This window comes from Vibrio nitrifigilis (assembly GCF_015686695.1).
In the GTDB taxonomy this organism is placed as follows: Bacteria; Pseudomonadota; Gammaproteobacteria; order Enterobacterales; family Vibrionaceae; genus Vibrio; species Vibrio nitrifigilis.
In genome coordinates this window covers 836,550-850,299 of record NZ_JADPMR010000001.1, presented here as the reverse complement: position 1 = coordinate 850,299, position 13,750 = coordinate 836,550, and the positions used below count along the sequence as shown (strand labels likewise).

General features: G+C 39.4%; 11 protein-coding genes. 2 read left to right on the top strand and 9 right to left on the bottom strand.

The window, feature by feature from the left end; translation table 11 throughout:
• Positions 1–253: 253 nt before the first annotated feature.
• Positions 254–2,236, bottom strand: a complete 1,983-nt coding sequence (locus tag I1A42_RS03845) for a diguanylate cyclase (protein WP_196122717.1) — start codon at positions 2,234–2,236, stop codon at positions 254–256.
• 359 nt (positions 2,237–2,595) lie between these two features.
• Between I1A42_RS03845 and I1A42_RS03840 the strand changes: the two genes are divergently transcribed.
• Positions 2,596–4,713, top strand: coding sequence for a diguanylate cyclase (locus tag I1A42_RS03840; RefSeq protein ID WP_196122716.1), 2,118 nt, complete (start codon positions 2,596–2,598; stop codon positions 4,711–4,713).
• A 380-nt stretch (positions 4,714–5,093) separates the two neighbouring features.
• Here the strand turns inward: I1A42_RS03840 and I1A42_RS03835 are convergent, their stop codons facing one another.
• From I1A42_RS03835 to I1A42_RS03800, 8 genes are all read right to left on the bottom strand, one after another.
• Complete coding sequence (locus I1A42_RS03835; RefSeq protein ID WP_196122715.1) at positions 5,094–5,444, bottom strand: DUF7716 domain-containing protein; 351 nt, start codon at positions 5,442–5,444, stop codon at positions 5,094–5,096.
• A complete protein-coding gene (locus tag I1A42_RS03830) occupies positions 5,438–8,281 on the bottom strand; it encodes an RHS repeat-associated core domain-containing protein (RefSeq protein WP_196122714.1) in 2,844 nt (947 codons plus the stop codon). Before I1A42_RS03830 ends, I1A42_RS03835 begins: the two co-directional genes overlap by 7 nt.
• A 183-nt stretch (positions 8,282–8,464) precedes the next feature.
• The gene (locus I1A42_RS03825) at positions 8,465–9,175 is read right to left on the bottom strand and encodes a hypothetical protein (RefSeq protein ID WP_196122713.1); all 711 of its coding nucleotides are present in this window, start codon (positions 9,173–9,175) and stop codon (positions 8,465–8,467) included.
• Positions 9,176–9,591: 416 nt separating this feature from the next.
• Entirely contained in the window at positions 9,592–9,951 is a 360-nt protein-coding gene (locus I1A42_RS03820; RefSeq protein ID WP_196122712.1) for a hypothetical protein, read from the bottom strand.
• A 145-nt stretch (positions 9,952–10,096) separates the two neighbouring features.
• Positions 10,097–10,243 carry an IS66 family insertion sequence element accessory protein TnpB gene (gene tnpB, locus I1A42_RS03815; RefSeq protein WP_196122711.1) on the bottom strand — a complete coding sequence of 49 codons (147 nt, stop codon included), beginning with the start codon at positions 10,241–10,243 and terminating at the stop codon, positions 10,097–10,099.
• Positions 10,244–10,402: 159 nt separating this feature from the next.
• Positions 10,403–10,543: a hypothetical protein gene (locus I1A42_RS03810; RefSeq protein ID WP_196122710.1), complete on the bottom strand. Its 141-nt coding sequence runs from the start codon at positions 10,541–10,543 to the stop codon at positions 10,403–10,405.
• A 184-nt stretch (positions 10,544–10,727) separates the two neighbouring features.
• A complete protein-coding gene (locus tag I1A42_RS03805; protein WP_196122709.1) occupies positions 10,728–11,564 on the bottom strand; it encodes a hypothetical protein in 837 nt (278 codons plus the stop codon).
• Positions 11,565–11,980: 416 nt separating this feature from the next.
• The gene (locus tag I1A42_RS03800) at positions 11,981–12,271 is read right to left on the bottom strand and encodes a hypothetical protein (RefSeq protein ID WP_196122708.1); all 291 of its coding nucleotides are present in this window, start codon (positions 12,269–12,271) and stop codon (positions 11,981–11,983) included.
• Between the two features lie 263 nt (positions 12,272–12,534).
• Between I1A42_RS03800 and I1A42_RS03795 the strand changes: the two genes are divergently transcribed.
• Positions 12,535–13,497 carry a transposase gene (locus tag I1A42_RS03795; protein WP_196122707.1) on the top strand — a complete coding sequence of 321 codons (963 nt, stop codon included), beginning with the start codon at positions 12,535–12,537 and terminating at the stop codon, positions 13,495–13,497.
• Positions 13,498–13,750: the final 253 nt, after the last annotated feature.

The window sequence follows — 13,750 nt, the reverse complement described above, 5'->3', positions numbered from 1 at the left end:
GGGAATTTCGAATCTTTACGGTACGTATCTTAAATATCGAGGCACAATCACACTTTTATTTTCGATAGTTTGTACATCACAGAGAATATACCTAGACAAGATAGAGTTTCCCCATCAAACGGGGGAACAACTTGATGACGATAACCTACTGAGAATTAAAGTGGATTACTTGTTTGGAAGTGAGCAAAGGGCTATTTTCGATGTAAGCAAGATTAGGATTTGGTAGACAACATCGACAATAACCAGTTTTGGACTATTGACCAGACGTACATACTGCATTTTTCCCCCCTCGCTTCGCCTTATACATGTTTTTATCTGCAACAATCACCATCTCTTCAATTGTCGTAGCTTGATCAGGAAACAACGCAATACCAATACTTGCACTCACTTTTTCTCCCTCTATGTCAATTGATTGAGCTAATTCGTTAATGCTCATTTTCAACTTGTTCGCCAACTCTTTCGCAACAGCAAGATTGTCTATTCTAGGGAACACAGCAATAAATTCATCCCCCCCAACCCTTGATACGATGTCTTCAGCTCTAATATTGTCTTTCATAGCATTCGCTACCTGTTGCAGAAATTCATCACCGATGGCATGCCCTAAAATATCATTCACCGATTTAAAGTTATCTAAATCGATGAACAGTAGTGCTACCTTATGACTTTCTCGAATAGCCTGGGCCAAAATATGCTGACAGTGCTCATAAAGCAGTTTTCGATTAGGTAATCCGGTGAGTTGATCATGCATCGCTAGTTCAGACATTTGCAGCTCAAAATGCTTCCTTTCAGTGATATCCGAATTACTTGCACGCCACCCTAAGAATTGTTGTTCTTTGTTAAATACAGGCTTTCCTGTATGGCTTATCCACCTCTCAGTGCCATCACGTCTAAGAATACGAAAATCGACATGGACAAATTCTCGCTGCTGTTCAGATGCTCGGATTGCCGATTTCACTTTTGGCCGATCGGAAGAGTGAATAATCTGAAAAAATAACTCAGGATGCTCAATAAAATCTTCTGCGCAGTAACCAGAAATACGTTCACACGATGGTGAAACATAGTTATAACTACCATCTGGTGTTTTCCATGTTTCCCAATCGTAGGTGAAATCGGCTATGGCCTTGAAGTTTTGCCGCTCTTCTTTCAATCGCTGCGCAATATGTATGCGCTTAACGCTTATTTCAGCGATAACGGCACTAATCACAGCCATCACGATCAGTAATATAACATTGGCTAACACGTAGAGCTTGGCGTTTGGGTGCACCAGTTTTTCTAGTGAAGCTGCCGGAATGAAACTAACGGCTTTCCATATATACTCGCTGGTATTTTTGGCCCGTCCATCAAAAGAATCAGAGCTAATCGACATATTTTTTTCAAAAGGTCGTAATGTAACAAAGCTAATTAATCCTTCTGTTGTTAGCTTCTGGCCCTTATCATTATTAAGTATGTAATCACTACTGAGCGGATACCTATCTGCTATTGATGTTCGTTCTCCTTCAGCTAGATTGAAACGCCAATTTTCCCCTTTATTTTGAGAAACAATCACCACTCCCTGAGCATCCGCAAAAATATGGCGCCCTACACCGTGTACATCAACTTCAGATAATTGTTTAAACACATCTGACATAAAAATACTTATCACAACCACACCACTTTTCAGACCTGCGCGAGTAAATACCGGAGTAGCAAATTGAGTGATAGCGGCAGGTCTTCTGTTGGTTCTTTTATCAAATGAGAGAAACGAAATCGCGGATATATAGAGATGAGAACGAGACAAATTAATTGTTTTATCAAATAGTTGACGCTCAACTGCTGTATCGAGAGTCACATTCGAAATAAAATTAAATACTGGTACACCAAACTCGCTGATAGCTCCCTGCGTCATGGGGTTACCATTCAAATCAATAAATTTAATACTCTGGTAGTGGCTATTTTGTTGGATGAGGCGCAAGAAAAATTGCTTAACAAGGAGCATATCCTCACTGTAAGCACTTTGACGCCCTACTGGATAGGGAACATTCGACAATGAAATAAGGTCAGAGATAATCGATTTCATTTCACTATTGATGATGACTTGCTGCAATGCGACTGAGGCATCTTCTTGTTTTTCTACTAGCCTCATCTGATGTTCACCATCAATACGATAGTAAGATATTGAAAGCAAACCTACGATAAGAGATAAGGTCAAATAGCTAAGTAGAAAAAGTGAGAAACGATTATAAAGCTTATGCTTCAAGACTTATGTCCTTTCTTTTTCACCAATATTTTATCCTCATAAAATATTAGTCTATATCCCTAGCAATCCTGATCCAAAAGCGCATAATCCTGTATTTTGCTCCACTTTTGAGAATGGTTAAGCAAATTAACCTTATGAAAATCTGTTCAAATCTATCAAAACATGTCTGCTGACCGATTTGATAACGCTCTCCACAAAAATGAATTTTGGATCGACAAAAACAAAGCTTGATACCTAGTTTTGACTATGATTATTACATAACTCTTTCATTCAAAGGGCTAGTTTTGAATCGCGTGTCCTCCTTTTACACATTGATATTAATATCCCTTACCGGCTGGGTTGTATTAGGCTACGTGACGGTGCGTGACCAAATTGATAGGCAATACCAACTGTCTGAGATGATTAATACCAGTGGCAAACAAAGAATGCTGTCTCAAAAAATCGCTTTAAGCACTACCTTGTTAGTTCATACTGAAGGAGATGAACGTGCTCGTTTGTTACAACAAAAACAAGATTCAATTAACGACCTCTTAAAAAACCACGAGTATCTTTTGGCGCAGATCCACGATAGCGATATTCTTGATATCTATTATTCTCCTCCCTACTCAATCGATCAGAGTGTTAAAAACTATATTACGCTCGCATCTACAGTCCCGGACATTTCCGAACAGGCCAGTTATGTAAAAGAAATAGCAAGTCATTCCTCTAAGTTACTTGGTAAATTAGATGTGGCGGTTAGTGCAATTCAAAACAAGGCGCAAGACCTTACTTTCAAAGTTCAACAACGTGAGCTTTGGATAGTCTTTGGCACCTTATGTACTGTTCTAATCGAGTTTATTGCGATTTTTTTACCCACTCTAAAAAAGCTAAAGGCTAACGAATCTCAGCTATTAAAAAGCAAGAAAACCTTTCAGCGTTTGATTGAACTCTCTCCAGATGGAGTTCAAATAATTGATATGAATGGGAACATTCGCTTATTTAGCGAGATGGCTTCTCAGATGTTGGGATACCCTTATGAACGTATGAAACAACTAAAGATTTTGGACTGGGATTGTAAATTGTCCCCTTCTGAGCTTGATAACTTACTCGACGAACTCTCTGAGGACAACATCACTTTATTTGAAACCAAACATTTACGGCAAGATGGTTCTACCTATGATGCGCTCATCAGTGCTCGGCTCATTCAGCTTGATAACGAACAGATGATCTATGCGACCGTTAAAGATGTCACCTCACTCAACAAGATGAAAAGAGAGCGAGAACTTTCTGCGATGAAGTTAAAAATTGCCGCACAATCCGCCAATATGGGAATTTGGCAATGGAACCCGGCGAATGGAGACATGGTTTGGGATGAAAAAATGTTTGCCATTTACGACGTAGACAATGTTTTGAGTTTTGATGATTGGCGAGAAAAGCTGATTGATACTGATCGAGAGCGAGCTGTCTCTGAACTAGAAAGTGCCATTAGAAACAATCACAATTTCCAAACCACATTTTCTATCAAAATTTCTAACGGCTCTATTCGCACCATTCAAGCGACAGCGAAACCTTTCTTTGATGATCATGGTGAGAACATCATGTTAATTGGCACTAACTTAGATATTACCGATAGGTGCCGAATGGAGAATGAAAAAGGACGCTATTTAAAACTGATTGATAACAACATCATATCTTCAACGACGGATCTTAATGGCATTATTACCGAAGTCTCCCTCGCCTTTTGCCGCTTAACCGGATATACCAAAGAGGAACTAATCGGCCACAAACATCGCTTAGTTGCACACCCTGACACGCCTAAATCCTATTATGATACCTTATGGTTGAACTTAAATGCAGATAAATCATGGTCTGGCGAAGTAAAAAACCGCAGCAAACAAGGGCGAGAATATTGGTTAAAATCTCACTACAGCCCAATATTTGATGAGTCTAATGTCAAAATTGGCTATTCAGAAATAAGCCAAGAAATTACCGATAAAAAACGAGCTGAGTATCTAGCTCACACGGATCCATTAACGGATTTATACAACCGAACTCACCTTGATGAAGTGGCGAAAGCGGAAATTGAACGAGCTAAAATATACAAACAACAATCAGCGATCATTATTCTAGATATTGACCATTTCAAATCAATTAATGATAACTTTGGTCATTTAACTGGCGATGACGTATTGAGAAGTATTAGTCATATTCTCAAAAATAATTGTCGAACCTCCGATTGTATAGGCCGCTGGGGAGGCGAAGAGTTTCTCATCGTATGCCCAAGCATTAATTTAAATGCCGCGATTGAATTAGCCGAGCGACTAAGGCATTTAATTGCAACATATCACTTTAACAATGTTGGGCACATCACCAGTTCTTTCGGTGTGACCTTATTTAAGGTGGAAGACATCGATATCGACGACGTGTTCAAACGAGCTGACGCAGCTCTCTATGTGGCAAAAGAGCAAGGCAGAAACCGTGTGATGTCAATGTTATAGCTGTTTAATAAATTAAGATCCTACCCTATATCATTTCAATTCGGTATTAGCTTGAATAGTAAAGAATCGAGACATCTGACTGATGGTGATATTTTTTCATTGCTGCATGATTGAACGCCTGTAGCATGGGTAACTGCCCTTTTTACTGTTGGTATTGTCAGGGAGCGTGGGTTCCAAGCAGTTGAGTATGACAACCAGAATTGTCTTAATAGTGCTTAAAAAGAAAACAAAAATGGCAGTTATTTTCATAATAAAAATAACTGCCATTCAAAAAAGTAATGCGATTAGATTGACTCTAATTTATTGATCAATCATACGGCTAGACATAAGCAATATTAAAGGCCTAACACTATAGTTTTTAACCTGTGCTGATTCTTTTTTCAAACATCCAAAAAAGAATCATTTTCCAAATAATAATTGCATGCAGAAATAATAAGGTCTACATTTAGTGTTTTTCCTTGCTCCTTCAAATTGGTAATCACATCAATAAACTGCTCACCGTAAAAAAACAATTCGAGATCATTATCTAAAACAAAATCAGAAAACAAATCGTCTCCATCATCATCTTCATCAGGATAATCATCCAAAAACACTTTTGTTAGTCTGGAAATCTCGTCATCAGCATCACGAGTATAAAAGCATAGAGAATCCATAAAACTAATATCATCAGAAGCTAATAATATTTGTATAATTTCTTCAAAAGAATATGCTTGCATTTTATTAACTAACATGATTTTTTCCTTTTTGTACTTTGTTCTGTAAGTTTCTCACCAGTAACTTTGTCAAGCTTACCTGTTCTACCAAGCTTACCGCCACCCCACATATCCCGACCACCTTTTCCTGTGGGATGATATAAAGCATGGTTAGAAGCATGGTCCGCTCTATCAACTAAAACAAGTCGATTAGTCTCTTCATGATGATGCCATGTTAGCCCTGTTGGGCTACGAGCCAGTCTTTTTGAATCCGGAGAGTTAATCCAATCATATAATTCTGGATATCTACCTAGAATATCTCTACGAAATGCAGCATCAGTTTCTAATTGTGATAATAATTCCTTATTTGCCGCTCTGAATTGAATGGAATCACTAGCGTATCTATTAGAAGGATCTACTTGATGATCAAAGAAAATATGATATTTCCCATTATTAGGACGATTAGCCAACCCCAACGGATCCACCCATTCCATTGGATTATGCACATACGCCTGAGGTCGCAAGCCGCCCAGCATGCCTATTGGGTCTGAGCTGAGGTATTGGCCGCTGTCCGCATCGTAATAACGGTTTAGGTTATAGTAAAGCCCGGATTCTTTATCTTCAAGCTGACCTTGATAACGCAGGTCACAGTGCACTGGGTCGTTGGCCGCATCTTCAAATAATCGCTTCACATTACTTTGTAATGTTTGGGTATGGCGATGCCATAAGCTTTGTTCACCGCGCCACACAATATCACCGTCTTCTGCGCACAGCTCCCGAGGCGTACCAGCGTGGTCGGTCACTACGTAATGCAGTTTTTCGATAGCGAGCGTATGGTTGGTATCGACTTGCGCGACCGGTCTAAACGAGCCCGGTTCGTATATATATTCTGTGCTTTGTAAGGCTTCACCATTAGCCGTTTTCAGCGTTTGCTGAATCACCTGCGCGCCATCATAAAGATAGTGCACTTGGTGGCTAGATTGAGCGCCTTGTTCACACTCTTTGGCGACTCGTCGCCCAAAGGCATCGTAGCGGTAGCGCCAGCGTTCACCATTAGGCAGTTCAATCCGGGTTAAGCGGTCATGCTCATCCCATGTGAAGCGGGTTGCTTGCGGGCGAAAGCCCTCTTTGCGTTCTACTTTCTGTATTGCCCGACCACACTCATCATAGTGGTAGGTAAAGCGCCCTACTTGCACCACTCGCCCTGCGTTATCGTAGTGGCGTGCTTCTTTGGTCAATATCGCTTGGCTAATCGGCACCACATTATCGGTGTATTGTGTGGCACTGGCCGTTTCATTTAAGTTCAGTTCACTGTCGTAACCAAACAAGGTCACAAATTGGCGTTGGCTGCCCTTGTGTGGCGTAAAGGTGCGTTGGGTAATTTGGCCATTACGGTTAAGCTCAAACCGTTCACTGCCCCAGTGGCTATCATCAATGCCCACTAAGCGGTCAAGGTTATCGTAGTGGTATTCTCGTAACGCTTTTGGCATCCCTGTGATAGTTTGCGTGCCTAAGCGCTGCGCTTGTAATCGCCCTTTCTCATCCCAATCGTGATGCAAGTGAAAACCTTGACCATTTAAACGTTGCTGCTCTAACCCCATGGGGGTGTAGTTAAACTGTAACGCTTGGTGGTTACCCACTTGCAGCCCAGCTAACTGACCTTGTTGCCATTGGTATTGGCGTGGAGTGTGAGTGCCGGTCAGTTGTTCGCGATAGCCCGCTTTATCATAATGGTGAGTCAGCGGCACGCCACCTAGGCTCTCTTGCAACAGTTGGCCACCCAAGCTGTATTGCATCACCACGTCAATATCGCCGTTTTCCGCACTGATTAAACGCCCGGCATCGTCATACTCATACCAAGTGCGACTGGTGCGTTCACCCTGTGGGTCGAAGGTGTGGTTTTCGGTTAACTGCCCATCTTGGTTATAGAGGTAGGTTAAGGCGTGTTGGTCGGGTTTGGTGTGTTGCACCAAACGCCCTGCCAAATCATATTGGTAACGCTCTTGACGTCCATCGTAATGGCGCTCGGTATGAATGCGACCACAGGCATCAAACTCATAACGCCACTGGCGACCTTGGCTGTTGGTGACCCCAGCAAACTCCGCCATCGGGTTGTAATGATACTGGGTGACCGACCCCATTGGGTCCGTCGCCGAGAGCAGTTTATCAAACGCCCCATAAGTAAAGGTTGATGCATTACCCAGCGCATCCGTTACCTTAATAAGGTTGCCTTCAATGTCGTATTTAAAGCTGGCGTGGGTACCATCTTCATACCACACTTGGCTTGGCATGCGCTGCGCATCTTCATAGCGCCAGCGACGGGTTTGATTGGCGATAGTGCGCGCTTCTAAGCGGCCTAACGTGTCATAAGCAAAACTCACCGCTTCACCCATCTCTGGGCGTAACTGCACTAAGCGACCAAAGTCGTCATAATCATAACGAACCGCAAGCCCATCAGGGCCTTGACTTAACGTGCGTAAACCGTGCTCATTGTATTCATAATGCCATTGATGACCATCCGGGTCGGTTACCGATTTGAGAGTGCCTGCTGCGTGGTACTCTAACGCCCAACTAGCGCCCAATGGATTAATATAAGCTGTTAGCTGCCCAACATCATTGTATTGATATTGGTGAGCAATGCCTGAAGGCAATGTGACCGAAGTAAGGTTACCTAACGCATCGTAAGTGTATTCCGTGCGCTCTCCAAGTGGATTGACGATGGCTGAAAGCAACTCGCCTTGCCACTCTTGCAAGGTTTCAGCGCCATCGGCAGCCACTACTTTTATAGCTCGGTTTCGCTCATCCAGATGGTATTGCACCACTCCGCCCAACGCATCGTTATGGTAGGTGATATGGCGCTCATCATCATAGCGCACTTTATCCCACCAAAAATCGCCCGAGCAGCGTGTCGCAATCGCCCGCCCTTGTTCGTCAAAATCGTGCTCAACCCAGGTATGCGCTAAGTCATCCCAGCGAATGAGGTAACCTTGTTTGTCGTATTGATAATCAAAGTTACTATTTAATTAATGGTGTGTGTCCCATTTAAATTTTTCTAATTATTATTCAATACCAATAGAAGTTAAATAATCTACAATATCTAACTTATTATTATTCCTTGCAAATTTTAAACACCTACCTGGTGAAGCTCCTTGTTCTAAAAGATATTTTAACGTATCCAACTTGCCAGTAGATGAAGCAATTTCAGCTAATGTGAAATCAAATTTTGACTTCCATCTAGGATTAGCCTTTAAAAATTCACCTAAATAATTAATATCACAATTTTCGATAGCTTCATATATAGATTCATCTGATTCATCATCTATTGTCGAAGAATTATCACCTTCATATATTTTGCAAAGTTGAAAAAACTCACTCAAAGAATCAGCAATATAATAATAGTCATCAAATCCAGATTTATTATTTAATTTACTTCTATTTTTTATATAATTATTTATTTTTTCGTTTTTATTTCCGAACCTTTCAAATTGCTCATTATCCCAAGATGCTCGATATTCATTGTCATAATAGTAAACATGCCCAAAATCATTATTTTTTATTGAAACACATACACCTGAACCAAATATATTACTTCCTATGAAAACAAAACCTTTATCAGAATCGATATAATCTACCTCATTATCTAAATAGAAATCTTCAACGACACCTTCGTCAAAAGGAGACAATTCATTAATAGGAAAATAAAAAACATTCCTACCATATCTTTTTAAATTTTCTTTTAGAACATCAATTATTAAACTTAAATTTTCCATTTTAAAACTCGCTATATTATATGATAAGAATCATATTATTATCAAAAACAGAATCACCAGAAAGCAATAAGGAATTTGTATTAAAAGCAATAGTTGAAATTATATCATCAGCTCTCCAATCAACATCAGGAATAATTTCAATACCTAAAATAATTTTCGTATTCTTTATTTTTCTAAACAATTCAGAATTATGTTTAAATTTATTAAAATATAACTTCCTAATCACAATATCTGAAATATATCTTACATTTTTTCAATAACATCCAGTTCGGTACTTTAATAAATATTTATAATTAAATCATCCCATTTAAAAATAATTTTACTATCTTTATAAATCAGAGTCGAATCCATTTTTATCTTTTCCAATTGGACTTCAGGTAGAAAAATAGGTCTATCACAAAACAATGTATATTTTCTCATCGTTTTCTTTCCACTGCCAATATTCCATTTCTCATCATTGATGCACTTCCCATATGTCGTACACCATTATATTTTCCAGACCAACCATGTAATTTACCTGGTACATACAGCACATTTTCATGGTCAAATGGATCATGATGAGCTATTAGTCCACGATTTTTCAAAAAGTCTTTTGCGGCTTTTTTATCAAGTGCTCCTCGTGCAGTGATAAAACCCTCTTCTTTAGCTATAGCAGCATATATCTTGTCCATATCGTTTTTACCACCGTCCAAACCTTTGACTCTTATATTTCCTTTGGAGTATGGCGCAAAATCTGGATACCCTTGATAAAATTCTATAGTATCTCCATCTTTCAATCCCAGCTCTCTAGGGTTATGTGGCGTAAAAGTAGAGTGACCTGGAGTACCACTCCATGAACCATTACAAGGTAGTCGATGACCTTTAGGCCGAACCCAATCATTTTCATCCCAAAATTTAAGGGTGTGTGTCCCAGTTAATTTTTTAATCGCGTTGTTTATTGGTATAAGAGAGACAATCCCCCGAGACCAGCTCAAGTTCGATTTCCGATTCAATTAACAGCGCCAGACCATTAATAGAATTTCTAAAATCGACAAACCCGCGGTATAAATACGCAACTGGTGCGCTCATCTTGCATTTCATTACAAGGCGCCAATCCACCGCGACGTGCCTTGAGGGCGATGTAATACACCATTAAAGTCATGTTGACGACCAGCGTCTGTGTCACCTTACGACACGTGTTTTTCAATGACTTCGGCCTTAACAAAACCACTCTGATTTGGGGATGGGTTAATGCTCAGCTTTTGCCGCTTGGCATGAAACGTTGATAAACTGATATTGTGTTGTACAAAAGGCTGATCGCGTGAGCGAACTGGATTCGCATTGCTCAATCAGAGAAAGCCATTCTTGCTCGATGCGTCGTTTATTCATATCACATGTCCTTTGGGACTCGAGATGTGATCATTGAGTATGTAAAGCCACATTAGGATGTGGTGTTTGCGGTGTTTTTCAAAATAGTTGACACCGAACATTTAATTTTGAAATTTAAAAAAAACCATCTTAAATATAATCATTCAAGATGGCTTTTATTTCATTTTAAAAGGAATTTTATATACTATCGACCTAAATCCAAATCATAGAATGAGCCACCATTTTGATAATGCTTAAGTGCTTTTTCTCTTAGATCGATTAACTCTTGGCTAGGTTTCGCCCACTCAGACTCAGGAATAGGCTTAGACCACTCCTCAACCACTTTTGCATGTTTTGGAGTTGATATTTTGTTATCAATTTCCGCGAACCAAAATGGAAACTTACCCCATGTTATTATTCTATAAAAATGAAACCAGAAGGTTTTAATCTTTTTAGATTTAGAAAATTTAAACTCGACAGAATTAAAGAACTCTGTCTTCTCTTGATAGTAGGTTTCTCTCGTTTCTTCGGTACCGACTTTAGGCCAGTATTTAGGTGACTCATCCATAAAGCAGCGAATTGTTTCCCAACGTCTCTGCGCAGACATCATAAGTGGCACTGGCATTTTGATGGTCCAATATTGATCCGAGTCTTCTTTCATGAAAGCCAAACCAAACATAGCTAACGAACCGACAGCGCTGCCAGTGAATAATTTGTCCGAACTCCCCCAACAAATTACGTCTTCCCAAGGAACGATAATCGGATCTAATGATTTTTTTGTATAAAATGCCACTTCACGTTTCTGTCTATTAAATCTTACAGGTAGAGACTTACGCTTATCCCAAAATGCAGATTTAAATAGAAACGCCCAAACAAATAAAATTAAGCATATAAAAGAAAAAATCAATCCATTGGGATATTCTCTAAATGACTTAGTTATATAATAATAATAGTTGTAGTTATAGTTTTCTCTAGCCATCGATAAAAATGATATAAATAATATAATAAAAACAAATACTAAAAACATCAGGGAAGTTAGCATAGCTGAAATTCTAGCTTGTAATACAGCTCCGTTTTAGGGTGAACCAATATCCATAACAGTATCATTAATCATTAATACTTCTGGCTGATTACCTAACTCTCCTTTTTTAATAGATGTTGAAGGGATAGGCTTAGGGGAAAAAAACAAGGACTCTCCAGTTGCTGTTTTTTTATAGATCCAGAATAAATACCTTTATAATCATATGACATTATGATTTCACCATATCTACGAAATCAATTTTCTTTAACGTTATTTCTTTATATTCAAGTTCAGAAAAATCATTATCTTTAACAATTGAACCATCTGAACCATTACCTAATTGGAAATATACTTTTTTCTTTTTCCTACCAGGAATGGGAAGATACTCAATAGCTATCTCATACTTATCAATTTTTTCAATATCATTATTATTTATCTCATAGGATATGAGACACTACATTAGTTGAGACATTAAGTATACTTTGCATAAGAAATAGTTCAGTATAATCTCGCCATTTAACATCTTTTATATAAAAACCTATTTTTACATTCCCCTTTTCTACCTCATCCTTAGTTAGGGCTGGGAAATTTATATTTAACAATCTATTTTTTCTATTAATCTTATCTTCCATTTGAATAAAAGGTAGTGATGTTATACATGCTAACTCATATTTACTTTCCTGATACGATAAATTTTTGCTATCCTTTCCCCAGGAAGATTCTTTCATCCATTTTATATGATCGGATACGAAAACCGTATTATACCATACCGTTCCTATTTGTTGGATAATGGTTATTCCTAACCCGATGAAATTTAACCGCCCAGTCAAAGATTAAATTTAATTTGGACACACACCTTAACATGGGTTCACTAAACCACTCTAGTTACCCGATATTTTTTTGATTTCAGTCGTAAGTTGTCGCTCGTTTTATATCGTATCTATCGTAAATTCATCATGATTGATAACTCTTATATTGCCCGAGACAACATATGACAACGGCCAGATCTCAACTCATTTGTCCTGAAGTGACACCTTACTATCACTGTGTTTCGCGTTGTGTACGCCGCTCTTTCCTCTGTGGCAAAGATGGTGTCACCGGCAAGTCTTACGAACACCGCAGGGCTTGGGTTGAACAACGTATGCTGGCTCTCACTTCCGTCTATTGTATTCGGATTTGTTCTTACGCCATTATGAGTAATCATTACCACCTCGTGGCATTGATTGATAAAGAAGCCGCTCTCTCCCTTTCAGACCTAGAAGTCGTTGAACGATGGTGCACTGAACATCAAACCCCCAACATTATTCAACGTTGGCTGGCAAACCAAATCTCCTCCAAAGCCGAATCACACACTTGCAGCCAACTGATTAAAACTTGGCGTCACCGCTTGTATTCCCTGAGTTGGTTTATGAGAGAGCTTAACTATGACATTGCCGTGCAAGCTAATAAAGAAGACCAATGCACTGGCCGTTTCTGGGAAGGGCGATTTAAATCTCAAGCCTTATTAGACGAAAAAGCGCTGCTTTCCGCCATGGCTTATGTCGATCTCAATCCTATAAGAGCAAAAATGGCTGACTCACCTGAACAATCCGATCACACTTCGATACAAGCTCGATTGGGTAGCTTAGAACGTGGCGAAACCCACACGCCATCGCTCGCTAACTTTATGGGACATGAACACCAAGATAAGCATCAGGGGATCCCATTTCGTTTGATGGATTATATTGAGTTAGTCGATTGGGTAGGAAGGCAAATAAGAGACGATAAGCGCGGGCATATCAATAACCGCATGCCAGTCATACTCGAACGGCTCTCCTTATCCCAACAAGAGTGTTTAACACTATGTACTGAACTAGAGAAGAAGCCCAGAGCTTGGGTTGGTTCAACCATAGAACTCCAAAATGCCAAAGCTAAGCTCGGTAGAAAAAGAATGCTAGGTCTGACGATTTCTTAATAAATAGAACAACCAACCTATAGACTGCGACAACATATCCTGTTTTTCACTGCAACTATAATCACCTTTCTACTCAAAACAACAACGACCTAACCGATATCAATACTTACATTCATACCTGAATAGGCTTTCCATTACTTTACCGGCAGGCTCTTTGAGGTAGAACCTTTAACACAACAATATTTAACGGTGTGTGTCCCATTTAAATTTCAATATCATTATTATTTATTTCATAGGATAGAGACACTCCATT